The 18,510-nt window shown below is 65.9% G+C and carries 16 protein-coding genes; 8 read left to right on the top strand and 8 right to left on the bottom strand.

Going from position 1 to position 18,510, the window contains the following annotated elements; translation table 11 throughout:
- Positions 1-130 precede the first annotated feature (130 nt).
- Positions 131-1,678: a hypothetical protein gene (locus tag ACYVKF_RS18620; protein ID WP_460968428.1), complete on the top strand. Its 1,548-nt coding sequence runs from the start codon at positions 131-133 to the stop codon at positions 1,676-1,678.
- Between the two features lie 194 nt (positions 1,679-1,872).
- Here the strand turns inward: ACYVKF_RS18620 and ACYVKF_RS18615 are convergent, their stop codons facing one another.
- The 4 genes from ACYVKF_RS18615 to ACYVKF_RS18600 form a co-directional block, all read right to left on the bottom strand.
- Positions 1,873-2,463 carry a DUF6642 family protein gene (locus tag ACYVKF_RS18615; protein ID WP_460968426.1) on the bottom strand — a complete coding sequence of 197 codons (591 nt, stop codon included), beginning with the start codon at positions 2,461-2,463 and terminating at the stop codon, positions 1,873-1,875.
- A gap of 176 nt (positions 2,464-2,639) precedes the next feature.
- Positions 2,640-3,278 (bottom strand): DUF6308 family protein, encoded by a 639-nt coding sequence (locus tag ACYVKF_RS18610; RefSeq protein WP_460968424.1) that lies wholly within the window; start codon positions 3,276-3,278, stop codon positions 2,640-2,642.
- A 1,057-nt stretch (positions 3,279-4,335) separates the two neighbouring features.
- The gene (locus ACYVKF_RS18605) at positions 4,336-5,505 is read right to left on the bottom strand and encodes a low temperature requirement protein A (RefSeq protein WP_460968422.1); all 1,170 of its coding nucleotides are present in this window, start codon (positions 5,503-5,505) and stop codon (positions 4,336-4,338) included.
- Positions 5,506-5,752: 247 nt separating this feature from the next.
- Positions 5,753-6,367 carry a hypothetical protein gene (locus ACYVKF_RS18600; protein WP_056918015.1) on the bottom strand — a complete coding sequence of 205 codons (615 nt, stop codon included), beginning with the start codon at positions 6,365-6,367 and terminating at the stop codon, positions 5,753-5,755.
- Between the two features lie 277 nt (positions 6,368-6,644).
- On the opposite strand from ACYVKF_RS18600, the gene ACYVKF_RS18595 reads away from it, so the two are divergent.
- Positions 6,645-7,010, top strand: a complete 366-nt coding sequence (locus ACYVKF_RS18595; RefSeq protein WP_460968420.1) for a hypothetical protein — start codon at positions 6,645-6,647, stop codon at positions 7,008-7,010.
- 91 nt (positions 7,011-7,101) lie between these two features.
- Here the strand turns inward: ACYVKF_RS18595 and cysM are convergent, their stop codons facing one another.
- Positions 7,102-8,016 (bottom strand): cysteine synthase CysM, encoded by a 915-nt coding sequence (cysM, locus tag ACYVKF_RS18590; protein WP_460968418.1) that lies wholly within the window; start codon positions 8,014-8,016, stop codon positions 7,102-7,104.
- Positions 8,017-8,200: 184 nt separating this feature from the next.
- On the opposite strand from cysM, the gene ACYVKF_RS18585 reads away from it, so the two are divergent.
- From ACYVKF_RS18585 to ACYVKF_RS18570, 4 genes are all read left to right on the top strand, one after another.
- Positions 8,201-8,983 (top strand): alpha/beta fold hydrolase, encoded by a 783-nt coding sequence (locus ACYVKF_RS18585; RefSeq protein WP_460968416.1) that lies wholly within the window; start codon positions 8,201-8,203, stop codon positions 8,981-8,983.
- Between the two features lie 184 nt (positions 8,984-9,167).
- Entirely contained in the window at positions 9,168-9,596 is a 429-nt protein-coding gene (locus ACYVKF_RS18580) for a nuclear transport factor 2 family protein (protein WP_460968415.1), read from the top strand.
- Between the two features lie 611 nt (positions 9,597-10,207).
- On the top strand, positions 10,208-10,909 hold the full coding sequence (locus tag ACYVKF_RS18575; RefSeq protein ID WP_460968413.1) for a histidine kinase dimerization/phospho-acceptor domain-containing protein: 702 nt from the start codon (positions 10,208-10,210) through the stop codon (positions 10,907-10,909).
- 166 nt (positions 10,910-11,075) lie between these two features.
- Positions 11,076-12,290 carry a GAF domain-containing sensor histidine kinase gene (locus tag ACYVKF_RS18570; RefSeq protein ID WP_460968411.1) on the top strand — a complete coding sequence of 405 codons (1,215 nt, stop codon included), beginning with the start codon at positions 11,076-11,078 and terminating at the stop codon, positions 12,288-12,290.
- Between the two features lie 592 nt (positions 12,291-12,882).
- Here ACYVKF_RS18570 and ACYVKF_RS18565 read toward each other — a convergent pair.
- Positions 12,883-14,010: a hypothetical protein gene (locus ACYVKF_RS18565; protein ID WP_460968409.1), complete on the bottom strand. Its 1,128-nt coding sequence runs from the start codon at positions 14,008-14,010 to the stop codon at positions 12,883-12,885.
- 145 nt (positions 14,011-14,155) lie between these two features.
- Between ACYVKF_RS18565 and ACYVKF_RS18560 the strand changes: the two genes are divergently transcribed.
- The gene (locus ACYVKF_RS18560; RefSeq protein WP_460968407.1) at positions 14,156-14,584 is read left to right on the top strand and encodes a DUF1810 domain-containing protein; all 429 of its coding nucleotides are present in this window, start codon (positions 14,156-14,158) and stop codon (positions 14,582-14,584) included.
- A 388-nt stretch (positions 14,585-14,972) separates the two neighbouring features.
- Here ACYVKF_RS18560 and ACYVKF_RS18555 read toward each other — a convergent pair whose 3' ends face one another.
- Positions 14,973-16,448 (bottom strand): hypothetical protein, encoded by a 1,476-nt coding sequence (locus ACYVKF_RS18555; RefSeq protein WP_460968406.1) that lies wholly within the window; start codon positions 16,446-16,448, stop codon positions 14,973-14,975.
- Between the two features lie 284 nt (positions 16,449-16,732).
- On the bottom strand, positions 16,733-17,065 hold the full coding sequence (locus tag ACYVKF_RS18550; protein ID WP_460968404.1) for a hypothetical protein: 333 nt from the start codon (positions 17,063-17,065) through the stop codon (positions 16,733-16,735).
- Positions 17,066-17,710: 645 nt separating this feature from the next.
- On the opposite strand from ACYVKF_RS18550, the gene ACYVKF_RS18545 reads away from it, so the two are divergent.
- Entirely contained in the window at positions 17,711-18,385 is a 675-nt protein-coding gene (locus tag ACYVKF_RS18545) for a YdeI/OmpD-associated family protein (RefSeq protein ID WP_460968402.1), read from the top strand.
- Positions 18,386-18,510 lie beyond the last annotated feature (125 nt).

Genomic DNA, 18,510 nt, shown 5'->3' with positions numbered 1-18,510 from the left:
GCTGCTCCTCCGAGTCAGGAGGTCTGGCCCAGTAGTTGTAACCGCTGTCGACGAAGCGGGATGCGCTCGGAAACCATTTGCTGTGTTTCTCTTACGTGCGCATCATGGAGCACCCGACCTCTTCAGCGACATGGACGACCCACTACGACTCGCCGCCGAGCAACGCACCAGGGCTGCAACAGGCAGTTACTTCGAGATGCTTGCCAGGCGGAAGTTCACCAGCGGGGTCGTTGATCGGGGCGCCGTGAAGTTCGACGAGTTCCGGCAGCTAGTGCGGCGTCACCGGCCGTCAGTGCTTTTGCCAGCGCTGGCAGCACTCACTCTCAGTTCCGGAGAGCCATTCGACAGGCCCAAGTTTGTCGAAGCCTGTCCGCCATGGGCTGTTGCCTTGGCCGCTCGAGAGTCAATCCTCTGGAGCAACGAACACCGCGGTTCCGGAGAACTCGACGGTGACGACCTGCGCGTCCTGTTCAACTCACACAACAACCTCTACGAGGGAGACCACCCTGCCGTCTCGCAAGCAGTCCTCGGATTGCTGACGCGCGTCACGTACGAGCAGTTTCCCTACGGTGAGTCGATCTTCGAGGAGGTCACCCGCTCCCACGCCATGATGGTCGACTACCCAACGGGGACCCCTCTCGAAGTGCTCAGCGACGCCGACGCTTGGACGCGAATGCTCGGAATGGACCTCGGCATGGCGGTCGGCGTCACGTTCTTCCTCCAAGTTGCGGCCAACGTCAACGCGGGGTGGTACGACCCGACCTGGCTGAACCAGAGCAACTTCTCCGAGGTATTGCAGCACTGGCCAAGGGCGGCGATCGAGCAACGGATGTCGGATCTTTCCTCGACCTTCGCTGAGTTCAAACAGGACTACGCGCGAATGCCGAAACCCCCGGCCGGCCTCGAACGATACGCGTACAATCCGTTGACGCGACGACCGTTCATCCTTATGCCTGACGGCAGGTACCTCGCCCCGCAGCCCCGTTTGATCCTTCGAACCATCACGCCTGGCGGTCTCTTCCAGGTCGGTAAGGATTCACTCGGCGCGCCGTTCCCGCGAGATCTCGGGGAACTAACGGAGGCATACGTCGGCCGCCAGTTGCGGCTTCTTGAACCCGAAGCGTCGGTATTCCCCGAAGTGGTCTACGGACCCGAGAACGTCAAGTCTATCGACTGGTTTCTGGTGCTCCCGTCAGTCGTGGTCATGTTCGAGGTCAAGTCCGCTCGGTTCGGAATTCTCGAAAAGGCAGGTCTGCTTGGATTCGAGGAACGCAGCCGGAACCTCATCACAAAAGCCAACGACCAACTGCAGCGAACATCTGACGCCCTCGACGCTGGAAATCCCGAGCTTGCTCGAATACCAACTGACCGTCCACGTATCGGCGTCATGGTCACCGCCGAGCCTCACTACCTGAGCAATAGTCAGTTCATGCGTCAGATGGTGTCCGCGGCTGGCTTTCCAACCCTGGTGGCGTCAACGCGTGAGGTTGAGCGGCTGGTGACAATGCCTGTCGCCGAGATCGAACGTCAACTAGTCGCCGTCACGGCAGATCCGGAGCGCTCCACCTGGAGCCTGGGAAGCGCTCTCAAGGACGATCCAGCACATCGAAACCCGATCCTCGAACAAGCGTGGGCGGCTTACCCGCTGCTTCATGGGCTCGACGATGTGGCGCCTTAACGTAGCGTCCGTGTAGTGGGGCTGGCCCCAGCTCGCGTCCTGACCCGGTTCCATGGTCGTAGCCGACAACCTCAAGGCCGTATCCCTCCATACGCATATCGTCAGGTGTGGCGCCGGCAGCCGTCGGCGAAACGGCCGCAAGGCGCAACTGAGTGCGTCACACCGCCGCCTAGGCCGACGCCTACCCATCAGCTCTAGCTGGCGAAAGATTGGCTCCGAAGCGTCTCCGACTTGGTCACCATGACGAGTTTGTACAACTTTGCGAGCTGACCATGGCGCTTCATGAGTTGCTTGAAAAGGGTGGAAGGGCGCCCGTAATGGTTGGCGAGCCACGCGACGAGGATGACCTCCAACGCAGCCCCTTCCAGCCAATCCACTTCTTTGCGGTATCCGACCAACGCCTCCACGCCCGTCGTCTCGACGAACGCACGAGCCTCGCGCTCGTTGAACAGAGTCAGGCACGATCCAAGGTAGACATAGCAACCCTTTGCCGAGTCGCCCAGTAGCGCCGCCAGTTCCTCCAAGCTCGTCTGGTTACCCCGAGACCATTGGAGCAGGCCCTTGTCACCGTGAGTGGATAGATAGAGCACATAGAAGTCCCTATACCGCGGCTGCCCCCAGGCTTTCAGGTAGTGCTCCAACTCGGGAAGCGTGGCCACATCGCGATGTATGGCCTTGATCTCCCCGAGTCGCTCCAGCAGTTCGAGAACAGGCAACACAGTCGCTCGCTTACGGAGATCCGCATTCCATTCGCCCTCAAGGCAGAACACCCCATTCGCGGTCACTCGCGCCCTCCACTCCCTCAGTCTGCCCCCGATCCGATAGTGCCAGTCTGTCGCCGATCGCAGCAGGAGGCTCGTATGCGCCTCGGCGTGGCCGTGCGAGCTCTACCTAGCCTGGGTCCTTCCGCCGCCGATTGCGCCGCATGGTGGCGTCGGCGGCGGGTGGACCTAGGAGTAGATCAGTAGCCGAGGTTCTTGCCGTCGCGCCATGCGATGACATCGAGAACACGTAGCGGGCTTACCGTCTCTGGGAGTCCAGCCTCGTCGCGCAGCGCCAACAGGCGGTGGTGGAGTGCCTGTCCATCCGCTCGCAGGGCGGTGTTCAAGGGCGCCCAGTGCGACTTCTCGAGCCCCATGACTTGCCGAAGTACCTTGTCGTAGATCGGCACCAAGCGTGGACGTTTGCGTGCCATGAGCTTGCTTGCAATCGTCCGCCCAACGTCAGGGAGTTCCCGCAAGGCAGTCTCTAACTGCCAGGCCGGAAAGTCGGGCGTGATATCCGTCGGTGCGATATCTACGAAGTCGCGGTCCGGACCAACAGCCTCGAGAAGTTCGTTGAACCGATCGGCCCTGCTCGTCAAGAGGCGGTGTGCTGCCCGAGGCCCGACTCCGACTGACAGGAACGTGACCGCCACCAGATCATCGGCGGTGAACCGGTTCACGTCGTCAAACTTTGCTCCTGTGCTGTCCCAAGAGTCGAAGGCAGCGCCGGTGAAGTAGTCTGAGGCATCGAAGGCCGGCTTGTAGTACCCACGCAGCTGCGACAGAGCGAAGTCGTTGGTCTCGTGTTGCAAGCTTGGGGGCAGTTGGAAGGTCATGCTCGGCGAGTATGCACCTGCACAGTGGGTGTCACCGGGAGGTGGGAGGGTGCGCCCCATGCCAGAACCCTCCGCTGAGTTCCTCCACCGAGATGGGCAGATGATTGCCGGCGGATCTGGCTACACGCTGGCGGAGTTGTCTCTCCTAGACCCACTGCCGGTGCATCCGTGTGGTTTCGCCGCGCTGGACCAGCTCACTGGCGGCGGGCTCGCGCCAGGCGCCGTTTGGACGGCTGCAGGTCCGGCCGGAGTGGGAGTGACGAGTCTGCTCTCGGCGATGGCCGCCACCGTCGGAAAGCGTGCGCGAGTTGCCTTGGCGAACGACCACTTGGCTACTCACCTGCTACGTGATCGACTGCATTCTCCTTCGGGGCAAATCGACATCGCTTCCTGGGTTCCGCTTCCGGACTACCGCTCGGCTGAGCTCACTTGGTTCGGCGCTACTTACGACCTCCTGATCATTGACTGCCTTGATGAGATGCTTCGGCCTGGGGCATGGCCAAATCGCGGCTCAGCCATATCTCATGGCCGCTGGCTTCGAGAACTAGCCCGCCGCAGCGATACTGCCCTCGTCCTCACAGCTCGTGCCGAACGCGCCCGGTCATCCGGCCGCCAAGCATTTGAACGCAGTTGGCACAGTCACTGGTCCCGCCGAGTCTTCGACGACATCGCCGACGTGCAGGTCCAGCTCTGGCCCGATCGAAGAGGGGGCAACCGATTCCTAGCGACCGCGCGCGGCTGCGGTCAGGTGTCCGGCACGGCTCGTTTCCGCGGAGGCATCACCACCTTGCAGCCAGACTGAAGGCAGATGACTGAGTCTCTTGGCTGACTGCGTCACATCGCCGCGTCGGCTCGCCCCATAGGCTCGACAGACCCGGCGGGCGCGTATTGCAGCGGTTCTTCGCGAGTCCATCGATCGTGGTTGCCGAGCTGCACGTTGCTGCCAGAGGGACCCTGCTGGAAGCCCGCACCGGTCCGGCCCTACGAAAACGCGCCAGAGGGTGTGCCCCCGCCCGCGCCTGAGTCGGTCGGCGTTCTGCAACCGCACGGGTCTCGACTAGATCGGTGGCGGCATGTATTCACTCGATTGGGGCTCGGCTGTGGCAGCGAGGCGGTCTCGCGCCTCCCACACGATGCGCACCGCACCGATGGCGACCAATGCGGCAAGAGTCAATACGGCTGGTGCGAAGAGGGCGGGAGCAACGATGACACCCGAAGCTGCGGCGGCGATGAGTCGATCTGCGGCTAGCCGGTGGTGGTCGCGCCAGCGGTAGGCGACGTCGCCTACGTAGGCAAGGGCAACTCCCCCGGTCAGGGCGACGGCGTGGAGCAGCGGGAGCGGATCGAAGACCTTGTCAATTGCCCGATGGAGTCCCAGCGCGAAGAACACGATTCCGGCCACGATGAGCAGGTGTAGGTAGCTGTAGGCGTCGCGGGCCAGCCGGGTCTGCGCTAGTCCGGGAGTGGACACGAGTCGTGCTTGGGCTGCGTCGGTGAGGCCGAAGTAGGACCACCAGAGTTGGCCAGCGATGAGCAACGCCAGGACGACCGCTGTGATCACACCAGCGTCGCTGAGGTGTGGGTGGGCTCCTGTCCCGACCTGGAGGATGGTCTCGCCGAGGGCGATGATGATGATCGATCCGTGCCGGTCGACGAAGTAGCGCGGTAGTACGCGAAGTCCTCCGACCCCGAGCACCAGCGGGCCGCCTAGGTCGATGAGCGCCGCGAGGACCCACGCCCACTCACGGTAGGGGGTGTCGAGGAACGCTGCGATCACGAGAAGGCAGGCGCCGGCCAGCAGGGTGGGCAGCAAACGCATGGCGGCTGAACGCTGCTCGCGGTTTTGCCCCGTATCAAGAAGCAGAAGCACCAGATGCACGAGCCGCACACACAAGTAGGCGACTGCAAACAGCAGGGCCCGAGAACCGAACGCATCTGGCAGCGCGGTGGCCGCGACCAGCATCGCTGCCATCGCGGCAAGGGTCAGAATCCGTGCCGCCACTCCGGCATCTGCGGTGGTGTTGGTCAACCACGCGTAGCAGACCCAGGCCCACCACACCGCAGTCAGCGCCAACGCGCCTCGTCCGAGTCCAAGCCACGAGCCCTCGGCGAGCATCAACTGGGTCACCTCGGACATCGCAAACACGAAGACCAGGTCGAAGAACAACTCGAGGGTGTCTGTGGTCCGGTCGTCCTGGTCGATGCCCGGCTCGGCATTTACGTCCATTGGCAATCCCCTGACGGATCGGACAGCACCAGCTTCGTTGCGCACCCGGTGAGCCGGGCTACTCCAGGTCGGCCCAGGTCGAAAGCGTCCTTGTCGGGGCGTGGCCGAGTTGGACGTCGCAATCGCCAAGCATCGCTGCCGACATGCCGCCTCCTGCAGCTCGGGCACCACAACGTTGCACGCGCTCGACGAACCCCTTCGATCAGGGGACCGGGGGCCCGTCGAGTAGGCGCCCGGGAGATAAGGGTCACTCGGCGGGGGCGGGCCGCACCGTGCCGAACAGGAGGGAGTACTCCTCGAGCCCTCGTACGGCCAGGTCGGCGGCGGCTGCGGTGTCGACCCTGATGGCAGCCGCCACGCTCCGGCTCTCGGCCAGCGCGGCCTCGTCGCTCCATATCGTCTCGCTGACGGTGCGGCCCGTGCGCTGCTGCGCGACGAAGAGCGCTCCGCAGAAGCCCGCAGTCTCGGTGAGCCACGGGACGGCGGTGTCCTCGTAGGCGGCGACCACCGAGTCGAGCCGGGACGGGTCCGCGTCAGCTCGGGTCACCCGGACCGCGGCCCCCGACACCCAAGGGGCCACCCGCACCACGCTCGCAACCCGGTAGGTCTCAGCGGAGACCGTGCCGCTCGCGCGGTGGACAGCGGTCTCCCGGGTCGAACGCACATGCTTGTCACTCTCCCGCATCGCGTCGGCTGACACCCAGAAGCTGTTCACCACCGCGACTCCGAGCGCACGGTTCACCTTCAGCGACATGCCGAGATTGCCGGCCAGGTCCTCGACGATTTTGCGTGCGTCGGTCTCGATGAAATGGACGGCATCCTCGAGCCGTGCGGGGTCGGCCGTGATCAGGGTGGATCGCACATGCATCTCGACTCCCGGTGACGATCCCGACCGCTGGCCGGGGGGGAGACTTCAGCGTGCCGGTCGGGCGGCCCGCCTGTCATCCCCGGTACGGGGGATGACCGGAGCCGTGCCGGTCGTGCCCGGGCGCGACTCTCCAACTTGCCGCTGCCCTCTGACTGGAGTTGGACAGTGGAGCGCCGTACCCGATGCCCGGCTGGCCGCGACCGGGCGTCCGTTCCTGGCGCGATCCACACTGGTCGGCGTTGGTCGCCAGCTCAGGGCTGCCGGTTTGACGATGGCAACTGCCGCCGTCCTGACGGCCGTCCCACCGCTGTGGTTGTGCGTGGCCGCCTCGAGCGCGTCCGCAGCCCTGATCGACACGTTGGCACTGCTCTCCGACATGGTCGACGTGGTGCTGTTTCTGACCATTGCCTGGTTCGCTGCGGCGTGCGCTCGCGGGCTTCTCGGCCCGTCCTGGCTGCGACGGACCGCGCTCGGCGTCGCAGCACTCTGCACGCTGAGGGCAATCGAAATTGTGCTCAGGGGTTGGGTTCTCGCGATAGCCGGTCCCGTGTCCCTGATCCTGTTCGTCGTCGCGCTCAGCGTGTACCTATTGCGGACTTCCCAAGGTCACCCCCAGAGCCTCCGCTCGTCTCACTGACCCCGCAGTGGGAACCGCGGGGATCCTCCCGCAGGAAGAGCCAATGAACGCAGCGCTGGGCAAGGCGCCAGATCGCCCGGTGCGCCAGATCTCAGGTGGGGAACACGCCGCTGGAGAGGTACCGGTCGCCGCGGTCGCAGACCACGAAGACGATCGTCGCCCCCTCGACCTCTTGGGCGACCTGCAGGGCGGTCCAGCAGGCGCCGGCCGCGGAAACACCGCCGAAGATGCCCTCCTCGCGGGCCAGCCGGCGGGCCGTCTCCTCGGCGTCGGTCTGGGTGACCTCCATGGTCCGGTCCACCGCCGACGGGTCGAAGATCTTCGGCACGTACTCCGGGGGCCAGGCGCGGATCCCGGGAATCTTGGAGCCCTCTGCGGGCTGTGCCCCAACGATCTGGACGTCGGGGTTGCGAGACTTCAGGAACCGCGAGACCCCGGTGATCGTGCCGGTGGTGCCCATCGCGGACACGAAGTGCGTGATCCGTCCATCAGTCTGACGCCAGAGCTCCGGGCCCGTCCCGTCCTCGTGGGAACGGGGGTTGTCCGGGTTGCCGAACTGGTCCAGGACCCGGCCGCGACCATCCCGTTCCATCCGCGTCACGACATCGCGAGCCTCTTCCATGCCGCCATCTGCCGGGGTGAGGACGAGGTCGGCTCCGTACGCCTTCATCGTCTGGATCCGCTCGGTGGAGGCGTCCTCGGGCATGACGATGACCAAGGGGTAGCCGCTGATCGCCGCCGCCATCGCCAAGGCGATCCCGGTGTTGCCCGAGGTGGCTTCCAGCAGGGTGTCGCCGGGGGAGATATCCCCTCGCAACTCAGCGCCCCGGATCATGGCGATCGCTGGCCGGTCCTTCACCGAGCCGGCCGGGTTGTTCCCCTCGAGCTTGGCGAGCAGCACATTGCCGCGACGTTCGTTCTCCGGTCCGGGCAGACGCTGCAGACGCACGAGCGGGGTGTCGCCGATGACGTCCTCCATCGTGGGGTACGCCGGAGGGTTGCTCACGCGCCGGAGTCTACGGCGGCGCAGAGCCGAAGAGCCGCAAGCCAACTGCTCGACCCCGGCTCGAGGTGAACCTGCGTCTTTCCGCCGCGGATGCCGTGAAACGATCGGCGGATTCTTCCTTCCCTTCGGACGATCGGCTTGTGGTGGCCAAACCCGCCGGATCCGCTTGGTATAGCGTCGCGGGGTGACGCTGAACCATGTTCGACGCGGAAGCGGAAGTCCGTTGCTACTCGTGCACGGTCTGGGAGCAGGGTGGCAGTCCTGGGCTCCGATCATCGACGACCTGGCCGAGCACCGTGAGGTCATCGCCGTCGACCTTCCGGGGTTCGGTGAGACACCTTCGCTGACCGGTGAGGTATCGATCACGACCTTGACCGACTCCGTCGCGGACTTCATCCGGGAACAGGGGCTTGACGGGGTCTCCACCGTGGGCCAGTCGATGGGCGGCCGCATCGTGCTCGAGCTCGCGCGGCGGGGAGTCGGCGGCGACACCGTGGCGTTGGACCCGGGCGGCTTCTGGAGCGACCGCGAGCTGGTGGCCTTCGGTGCCACCCTGCGGCCGTCGATCGCTCTGGTCAGGGCGCTGCGGGGCGTGCTGCCGTCACTGCTCGGCAACCCGGTCGCCAGGACCGTGCTGCTGGCGCAGCTGTCGGCGCGGCCCTGGGCGCTCTCGCGCGACACGGTGCTGCCAGACGTGCGCGGCCTGGCCGACTCCCCGGCGACCGCAGCGGCCATGGACGCCCTGACGAAGGGGCCCAAGCAACGGGGCGCCCCGGCTGGCACAGTGCCCGGCCGGGTCACGATCGGGTGGGGGCGCCGTGACTTGGTGACCGTGCCGAGACAAGCCGCACGCGCCACGGAGCTGTTTCCCGACGCGGTGCTGCACTGGTTCGAGCGGTGCGGTCACTTTCCGCAATGGGATGCACCGCACGAAGCGGTGCGACTCATTCTCGACAGCACCAGCTGAGAGCAGTTGCTCTCCCCAGCCAGGCGACATCCGTTGCCGTAGGCGGATGGCGCGGCGGCCATCGCTGTGACTGTGGCACCGCGCCACCGTTCGTCGCACCGGTCAACTCCGTGCCCTGGGGTGTGGTTTGGCTGGGTCGGCCGTGCGACGCTTGTCAGGGCGGGGGAAGGCTGAGGAGAGGGACGTGGCAGCAACCGGTATGGAGGTCATCCGGCAGATGGTCGAGCGGACCAACGCCCACGACCTCGAGGGCATGGCGGCACTGATCCATGAGGACTACCAGAGCGAGCAGCCCTTTCATCCGGCCCGAGGCTTCGGCGGACGGGCGCAGATGAAGGCGAACTGGGGTGCGATTCTCACTGGGGTACCGGATCTGCGCGCCGAGGTTCCGGCTTCGGTGCAGGACGGCGATGTGGTGTGGAGTGAGTGGCACTGGTGGGGCACGACCGAGCAGGGTGAGCCGTTCGACCTGCGCGCGATCACTCAGTTCACGGTGCGGGAAGGTCTCGTCGTGCGTGGGCGGCTCTTCGCGGAGCTCGTCGAGAAGGGTGGAGCCGACATCAACGACTCGGTGCAGGCCCAGTCGGGCCACCGCCCTCAACTGCAGGACTGAGCCGGAATCCACCTGCAAGGCGATTCAGCTGGGTAGGGCAGCGACTGCCGCGATCGTGCGGTGCGCCATCCCGCCTGAGGCCGAGCGCGCGATGGCCGCCAGGGCAAGGGCGCACACCGTCGAGATCAGAAGCTCGCACGTCGCGATGATCAGCCACCCGGTGGTCGTCACGAACCTCATCCTCAACGCCATCAAGAGCACCCGCTCCTGACTCAGCGCGGCAGTCGGTGCCCGATCGGTCGCCCGGTCGGGCACCGACTGCGTCGTTAGCCTGATGGCTAATGCTCCAACACCTGAGCTGGGGCAGCTGCGCCGGGTCATGGCGACCTGGGCGTCCTGGTGACCGCTCAGCGCACGTTTGTATCCAGACTGCGAAGCTCTCTGGCCGACTGGGTCGCATTCGTCGGGGAGGCGGCCATGCTTCGGCTAGGAGGTCGAGAGATGCCCCGCCAAACCGGTCGAAATGAGCACGGCGCCACCGGCACGGTGGGGGGACGCCCTTCGTGGGCGCTCCAAACCACAAGGACCGCTGGAGCGTCGGTCCTCAGACCCGGGGGCCCGGGGCGCTCGCTCGGTGAGGAGCCCGAACCACAACGGAGGCAGAACGCACCATGAGGTCGACCCAGGACAGCCTTCCTGCCTCAGCCCAACCGGTCGACCCAGCCGCTCTTCAGGCGCTGATGTGCCGCTCCGGGCTTGCTGTCGCAGTCCTCGGCGGTGCCGGATGGTTGTCGATGCTGAGTCCGGGCCTCGAGCACCTGCTGCATCAGCCGTTCGCAGCCGTGCGGGCCGAGTCGTTGGCGGAGGTGTTCCACCTCTACACCGAGGGCGGTGACCGGGTCCTCCAACCGCATGAGGTGCCGATCGTGCGGGCCTCGAGAGGAGAGGTGGTCGAAGACGCCACCGTCACGGTGAGGGCTCCGGGGCAGCCGGTCCGTCACCTTCGGGTCAACGCCACGCCGATAGTGGGGCTCGACGGCGAGCAGCAGGGCGCTTGGGCGGTCATCACCGACGTCACCAGCCTGGTGGCGGCCGCCCGCGGAGAGCTGAACCGGTCCATGGCCGAGACCGTGAACCACAACCTTCGGACACCACTGACCACGATCCTGGGTCACGCCGAGTTGCTGATCGACCAGCAGGACGAATTCCCCCCGGGAGCCGCTCGTTCCCTTGAGGCGGTGTGGCGGGCGGGTCACCACCTCAAAGACGTGGTGACCTCGATCTCCGAATGGATCGACCTCGCCTACCCATCTGAGGGCGAGGGCGAAGCAGTCGACTTCGCCGAGTACGTGGATCGAAAGGTGCACCCGTAGTCCCGACACCCGCGCCATCGACACTAAGGCGAGACCCGACGGACATGGCTCGTCATCGAGAGAAATGATGGCTCCCCACCGGCCGTGTCGCGGGTACGTCAAGGCCGCTCCCACCATCCCACCCCCCGCGCGATGTCGTGGTCGCATTAGCAAGGAAGGCTGCACAGTGACGACGTTGGAGCAGGACCACGCCCGAGTCGCCGAGCTCGCGAACTACAAGGTGATCGAACAGCCAGCTCGCAGCGACCTGGTTGCCGTGGTCGAGGTGGCGGCGCAGATGGCCGACATGCCGATGGCGGCAATCAACCTGTTCACCGACATCGAGGAACATCCGGTCGCGACGCACGGCTACGCCGCCGGGTCCGGCGCCCGGGAGAACTCGATGTGCAACGTGCTGCTGGATCTCGAGCACCCGGTGGTCGTGCCGGATGCCAGTAAGGACGAGCGTTTCAAGAACAGTCCCAACGTCGACGGCACCACCGGTGCAGTCCGGTTCTATGCCGCCCATCCGCTGATCACCCCGCAGGGGGTCACGATCGGGGCGTTGTGCGTCTTCGATACGAAGCCGCGCACCATGAGCGGCGAGCAGGCGCAGGCCCTGGGAGGCTTGGCTGAGCGGGTGGTCGACCTGCTCGAACTGGATTTGCGCACCCGCAGGCTGAGCGAAACGGTGGCAGAGCTCGAGTCGGCTCAGGCGGAACTGCGCCGCTCGAACGAGCGGCTGACCGCCTTCGCGGGCCAGGTGAGCCACGACCTGCGCAATCCGTTGACAGCGGTGTCGATGGCGCTGCGAATGATCGATGAGGCAATCGGCAGCGATGGGCTTGCAGGCGACGCCCTCCAAGACATCGGGTGGTTACTGCATCGCGCGATCAGCGGCTCGAACAGGATGAAGCGCCTGATCGACGACCTGCTGGCCTTCGCTCGTCTGGGGGGTGAACTCGTCCGGGTCCCGGTCGATCTTTCTGCGGTGGCGAGGGGGGTGGTCGAAGACCTGGCGGTCGCCTTGATGGGCGCTACGGTCGAGGTGCGTGACCTCCCCAGGGTCACCGGTGACCCTGTTCAGTTGGGGGCCGTGGTACAGAATCTGGTGGCGAACGCGGCCAAGTTCACCCGGCCTGGGGAGAAGGCGAACGTGGAGGTCGCTGCCCATCGAATCGCCGGTGGGTGGCGGGTCGAGGTGTCCGATCGTGGACCGGGGATCGCGGAGGCAGATCGCGAACGGGTCTTCGAGCCGCTGGCGCGGGTCGATCCTGACGTTGAGGGTTCGGGGATCGGTCTGACGACGTGTCGGCGCATCGTCGAGGCGCACGGAGGTCGGATCGGTGTGAAGCCTTCTCCGTGGGGTGGCACCACGGCGTGGTTCGAGCTGCCGGACTAGCTGGTCAGCGTTTGAGGGCGCGAGGGGAGCCCCCCGGCAACTCGGTCACCGGCACCTTGTCGGCGTTGATGACGTCGGGATCGATCGCTTCGCTCGAGATGCGCCTGCGCCGGGGTGCTGGAGCGGTACAGCTGCACCAGCGGCTTCCCTTCGACGGTGACCAAGACGGCTCGGACGTTCGCGACCGCTGGAAGGGTCGTTCCCTGCGCAACCGCTGACCATCATCACAGCAGCCAGCGCGGCAGCCATGACCACAGCCCGACGCCGGGTCACCTCGCACGTGTCTGTAGGGATGTCAGGAGCAGAAGGCTGCGGGTGCGAGATCATGCGCACCTCCGGGGTACGACCCGAGATTCCCCCGAGCAGGCCGACTGGGAAGGGCCACGAGCCCGCGATGACAGGGTCCATTCGTTTCGATTCGCACGATGAACTGATCGGGGGAGGAGAAGATCCGATTCCCAAGGAGGGGCGGTCATGCTCAGGAACGAGCTCGGCGAGAACCACGGCAGCAGGTCAGTCAAGGAAGTGGTGTCGCCCGCCTCTTGACGGATCACCCGGGTACGAGAAGCGTTGGTATCTCACCAGCGAGGCATCAGTGTCTGCGGTGTGAAGGGGGGCCCGCGCTGACAGAGTGGGCGGACGCGTCGTACCAGCGCAGCACCCGCAGCGCCCTCAAGGTGTTCCACCGGCTAGGTCCGCCGTCGGGTTCCTCGAACCGGAAGTGGACTTCGCCGGGATGGGTGTTCTCGAGCAGCCAACGCCCGTCGGGCTGGCGCTTGGCGCGGACGTGTTCGACCGCTTCGTCCACCCGCGGATCCGGAGTGCCCCCACGCCGCGCGAAGTACTCCGTGGCCTTGAGCAGATCGTAGTACCAGCGTGGGGGGTAGGAGAACAGTCCCCACTGCGGGTTGACCACCTCGCCCGTGCGCAATGACCGGAGGAGGTTGCGCCGGAGCAGGTACTCCTCTCCCGCCTGGCGAGCTCGACGGACCTCTTCGGATCCGCCCGTCTGGCGCTCCCACCGCAGCAGAGCGTCGATCACATCCAGGGTGCTGGCGAAAGATGACGGCGATGTGCGCGTCGTGGGCCAGCAGTTCCAGCCACCATCAGGCATCTGGTCAGCCACGAGCCGATGCACCGGCCGGTCGATGTTGACGCGCAGGTAGGTACCGATCAGGATCGTGCCGGCGTTGATGCAGCAGTCCACCTCACCGTCGAAGAACGGCAGCCCGTCATACTCCCAGCGGCAGTTACGAGCCACCAAGCGCGCGGTCTCCTGCATCACCGGACTGCTGGGTGGTGCGCCCAGGTGGCACAGGTCGAGAAGCACCGGGTACGTCGCGGTCCAAGGCTGGCCCGGCTCGGCACCCGACCCATCGCTCGGTACCTCGGCCGGCTCCGCGTCGGTGGACGGGAAGGGCGGCGGCGGCTCACCGGCAGCCAGGGCCTGCGCGGTGGCCTCTGCGAATGTCGCGGTACCGGGAAAGCATGCCCCGTTCGCCCACTGGCCATCAGGTGCCCGCAAGGCCAGCAGCCGGGCGCCCCAGCCCTCGTGCCCGACACGCGCGCGCTCGGTCGCCACCACGGTCTCGGAGGCATCCACGAGGTCACGCAGCACCTGCCAGCGGATCGCTGGATCGCCCCGCAGCAGCCACTGCACCACCGGATCGTCCTCGGACAGCGGCGCCGCTCGCGGTTGATAAGAGCGTTGGTGCTCCATCGGCCCCATCCCGCAACCCCTCCTAGGTGACGTCTGTCCTTCGGAAGATAGCAATGCGTCAACGCGGGAGACATCCACTCAGACCACTACTAGTGCGGCGGGTGAACAGTCAGCGCACAGATACCGGATCGTGCAGCATGTGGGGATGGCTTTGGATCCGAGTCGCTTCCTGACCGCCCACGACGAACGCAGCACCTACCCGACGGCGCTGGCTGAACTGCGCGCGGGGCGCAAGCGCAGTCATTGGATGTGGTTCGTCTTTCCACAGATCGCCGGGCTCGGCAACAGCCCGACGTCGCAGTTCTACGCGATCTCAGGACTCGACCAGGCCCGGGCCTACCTCGATCACGCGGTCCTGGGCCCACGGCTGGTCGAGTGCGCCAACGCGCTGCGGGACCTACCCGGCGACGATCCCTCAGTGGTCCTGGGCGACGTCGACGCCCAGAAGCTCCGTTCATCGATGACCCTCTTCAAGCATGCAGCGGAAAGCGATGAGGAACGCGCGGTGTTCTGCGCTGTCCTCGAGCAGTACTTCGGTGGCCACGAAGACCCGGAAACGGTCAGCCGACTTTGAGGTTCGTTGGTTCAGCATGAAACCCATTGCGTCGCAAAGCAATCCAGGTCGACTCGGAGCCTGATTCGGAAACTTGAAGCAGGTGGTCGGCAGGTTGAATCTGTCGAGCACCGCCACGTTGTCTGACTTCGCCGGATGCTGGACATTGGTCTCTAGTCAAAGCCTGACAGTTCGGGTGATGGTCGACAGTTACTTCGACCGATACCCGTCACTCGTCCCGACCACGGGCCGAGCCATCCACGGAGCCGCGCCAGGGGATCAACTCAGGGGACCCACGCTCCCGAGGCGACCGTGCGTCTTACCGCCGCTACCCGTCCCGGTCGACCGGCCGTGCAGTTCCCGGCGAAGCCGCCTCCACACTTGTTCCAGGTCGTCTCGCAGCGCTACCTCAAGACCAGGATCGGCCCGCCTGTGCCGACTCGTCCGCCACTCCCACCCGATCGAACACCACGTAGTGCCGGCGCAAGACCCCGCGCGCGTCCTTCGAACCGGCCCCGCTTCCCCAAGCGCCCACTGCTGCATCGCCGGCGTGCGCGACCACGCTGGCTGCGATACTGCCTGCTCCCCCAACTGCTGCGCCCATCGCTCCGTCGAGCAGGCCGCCGACGGCACCGCCGAGTGCTCCTGCTGCGAACGCCACCAATCCGGACCCCTGGGGCCTCAGGTGCTTGGCCTCGTCGGTGAGTCCACGTCGCGCCACTCGCAGCGTCTCGGCGACCAGGGGTGCCACCTCGACGCCGTCGCCCAATTCGGCTCGCATCGTGTGCGCCCGGTCCAGACCCAGGCTCAAGTCGGTTCGCCACTGCTCGAAGGCGTCGCTGAGGCGACGAATCTTCACCACGTCGCTGACCGCCAAGCCATCCAGGCGCGGGACCTGAACGGCGGCCAACTCCTCGACGCGTTGGCGTACTACCGGGTCGTCGGTCCCCAGGTACAGCAACTGCGCATGGAGCCGGGAGTTGCACAGCACGTCCGCGCGACCCCTGAGCATGCCCACGTCTTCGAGAGCGGAGGCCACAATCGCCACCGTGTTGTCGATGACGGCCGCGGGCCGAATCGACGACACCACGTCGACGAAGATGCGCAGCATGTCCGCGTCCTCGCGCGCCGCCTGCTCAGTTATTCCCCTGTCCGGGTTGCGGTCCCCACTGCGGATGCGTCGCCACAACTCGCGCAACGACGGCTTGAGTCCTTCGATGTAGTTGGCCTCGAACGCGTCCCACACGTCGTCGACGCTGAGTGGACCCTCGTCCAAGCCGGCCCGCATCACCTCGGCGAGGCGGGTCTGGCGCCGCACGTCTGTCGGCACGAAGTAGGTCTCCACCACGCCGGCATCAAGCAACTCCGCTATCTCGAGCAGCGACGTCAACGCCGCGTGCACGAACAGCTGTGAGTACGGCCTGGTCTCGCGAGGCGCCAAATGATGCAGCTCAGCTGCCATCGCCAGCGGGTCCTCCAGCACTAGCCCGTGGCTGTACAGCAACGCTCGCATCACGCCCGCTGAGAACGTGTTGCCGCCGATGTCTCGCGGACTCATCGCCGCCATGATGTTGACCCCAGACGGACCAGCGCCCTGCACGGCAGTAGCCATCCCTCCGGCGCCCGCTCCCCGCGAAAGCATCGATGCCCGCGCGTTCACCAGGGGCCACAGCTCGTTCTCCGGACGGTCAGCCTGGCCGGGGCGCGTCTGCTCAGCCTGGCCAGCAACCCGTGCCGCCTCCCCGACGATCCCCTCGGCGAGCCGGTCGACGGCGTCGAGCGGGAGGCCCTCAACAGCCCGGGCCAGATCGGGTCCGTCGGTCCCGCAGAACTCACGACACTGTTGCAGCGCAGATAGGGCGGACGCTCCGGGATGAGAGGACACAGCCAGAACCTACACAGACAGAAGCGGCCAAATGAGCCTTCCCAGGCCTGCCCGAGACTTCGTCGCGGCTCGTTCTTCGTGGCGGTTCCCTTGTTCAACAACGAGCACCCGCACGGATCGATCTACGACCTGACGGTCATGACCCTTACCGCCGCGAGGCGGGGACCGATCAGGACCGCCCATGCATATGAGCGAGCCCCGGTCACGGGTCTCGTCCTGAGGCTCTGACCGATCACTGGAGTCCAAACGCGGAGCAAGCCAGAGCCCCCCGGACGGCCATGCCCTCACACATGCGGGCGAACGCTGTCGACGATGCCCTTGAAGCCTCCGGCAATCAGGCCCTCGCCGGCAAGTCCGTAGGCGATGGCTTCTTGTGCCCCATTGACGTCTCCGAGAAGAAGGGCCGTTCCGCCTCCAAGGGCAATGAAGAACAGCCCGATGAGACCCGCTATCACGACTTTTCTGAGGGGGGTCTTGTTGGCCTTTGTTGTGTAGTACGCCCGCAGCAGTTCCGGCAACGCGAACAGCACGATGTAAGCCAAGAGCCCGCCCAAACAGCCCCACAGGAACACCAACGGGGGTGCCAATGTGTTGCCCTCAGCAACACGCGCCATCACGCGCGGTCCTCAGCGATAGCCAGTGTCCCCATGGGCTCGTCGCGCAGAAGGCTGAGACCACCGGAACTGAGGATCGCCCTCCATGAGGTCGGTGCCGGTTCTCTCGAGAGCGACTCGAGGTCATCGTCGGACCTCAGAAGGCTCAAGCCTCCGGTAGCCGCGACGCGTGCGAGAGCTCGTCCGAGTCTCCCTAGAGCCAGAATTGAGATCGCCATCAGCGCCAGGGCCGCGATCAGCAAAGCCACAGCGGCGGCAAAATGCGAAACGGCGCTCCAGAATTCGCTGTCCACGTACCGCGCGGTGGCTTCGAACACGCCGGCGAGCAGGAAGGAGGCTAGCCCTAGGCGACGTGCTGAAGTCATTCGATCTGGACCCATGACCCCTCCTTGCTCGCCATCGTAGAACCGTCAAACGTGACGCACCAGAGGCGTAATCGCAGCTGGTACTGGCTCTGGCCCCCACAGTGGGAATGGAGCAATGTCCCTCTCGCATATCCGATCAGCCCTGCTCAGGCGTGCGTCTCTCCGCCGCGAGCGGACCGTCCTGGGCCAAGTGGGCGGTGCATTTCCCATCACCCACCTGGCCGCCTCCCGGTTCGCCATCTGAGCGACGCAGGTGTCGGCGGACACGGTTAGCGTGTTGCGCATGGCAACCCTGCTGCCCGAGCTGCTCGTGACTGACCGGGCCGCGTTGCGAGCATGGCTGGAAGAACACCACGCGACTTCGCTCGGCGTGCGGTTGGTGCTGACCAAGAAGGGCGGCTCGGACACCACGATCACGTGGGCGAGCGCGGTCGAGGAGTTGCTCTGCTTTGGCTGGATCGATGGCCAGACTGGCAAGCGCGACGAGCACAGCTACACCGTGCGCATCACTCCGCGCCGGTCCAAGGGCAGCTGGTCCCAGCGAAACGTCGCGCTCGTGACGAAGCTCGAGGAGCAGGGACGGATGACCGACGCCGGTCGCGCGGTGGTCGAGGCCGCGCGCACCGATGGGCGGTGGGACGCGGCGTACGCCGGACCGGCGACCCGCCGGGCGCCAGACGACCTAGCGAAGGCGATAGCGGCGGCGCCGGACGCGCAGGCGATGTTCGACGTGCTCACGAGCGCCAACCGGTTCGCGCTGATCCATCGCGTCGAGAGCATGAAGCGCCCTGAGAGCCGCACCCGCAAGATCACCGAGATGGTGGAAATGCTGGCGCGCGGCGAGTCGCTCCATCCGCAGAAGGCAGGTCACCCCGGGCGGGCAGGCCAACACGTGACGCCCGTCGATGGGGTCGCCCATGACCGAGCGGAAATTCCTGACGACGTCGATTCGAGGTAGCTGGCGGAAGCCGCGGCGAGTGAGTTCAGGTCGGCCTGCGTCACGTCGCCGCTAGGGGGGTACGCCTGGAGGGCGGACCCTCCAGCGTCGATCTCTGCTGCTGACTCAGGTGGTCGTTGCACTGA

The organism is Pedococcus soli (genome assembly GCF_054782575.1).
The sequence above is the reverse complement of the archived record's forward strand: the minus strand, read 5'-3'. Positions and strand labels throughout refer to the sequence as shown.

Coding starts and splice junctions, on each gene's coding strand:
- ACYVKF_RS18620 (WP_460968428.1), top strand. CDS start 131: ATGGACGACCCACTACGACTCGCCGCCGAGCAACGCACCAGGGCTGCA.
- ACYVKF_RS18545 (WP_460968402.1), top strand. CDS start 17,711: ATGGCAACCCTGCTGCCCGAGCTGCTCGTGACTGACCGGGCCGCGTTG.
- ACYVKF_RS18605 (WP_460968422.1), bottom strand. CDS start 5,505: ATGGACGTAAATGCCGAGCCGGGCATCGACCAGGACGACCGGACCACA.
- ACYVKF_RS18565 (WP_460968409.1), bottom strand. CDS start 14,010: ATGGAGCACCAACGCTCTTATCAACCGCGAGCGGCGCCGCTGTCCGAG.
- ACYVKF_RS18575 (WP_460968413.1), top strand. CDS start 10,208: ATGAGGTCGACCCAGGACAGCCTTCCTGCCTCAGCCCAACCGGTCGAC.
- ACYVKF_RS18560 (WP_460968407.1), top strand. CDS start 14,156: ATGGCTTTGGATCCGAGTCGCTTCCTGACCGCCCACGACGAACGCAGC.
- ACYVKF_RS18610 (WP_460968424.1), bottom strand. CDS start 3,278: ATGACCTTCCAACTGCCCCCAAGCTTGCAACACGAGACCAACGACTTC.
- ACYVKF_RS18595 (WP_460968420.1), top strand. CDS start 6,645: ATGGCAACTGCCGCCGTCCTGACGGCCGTCCCACCGCTGTGGTTGTGC.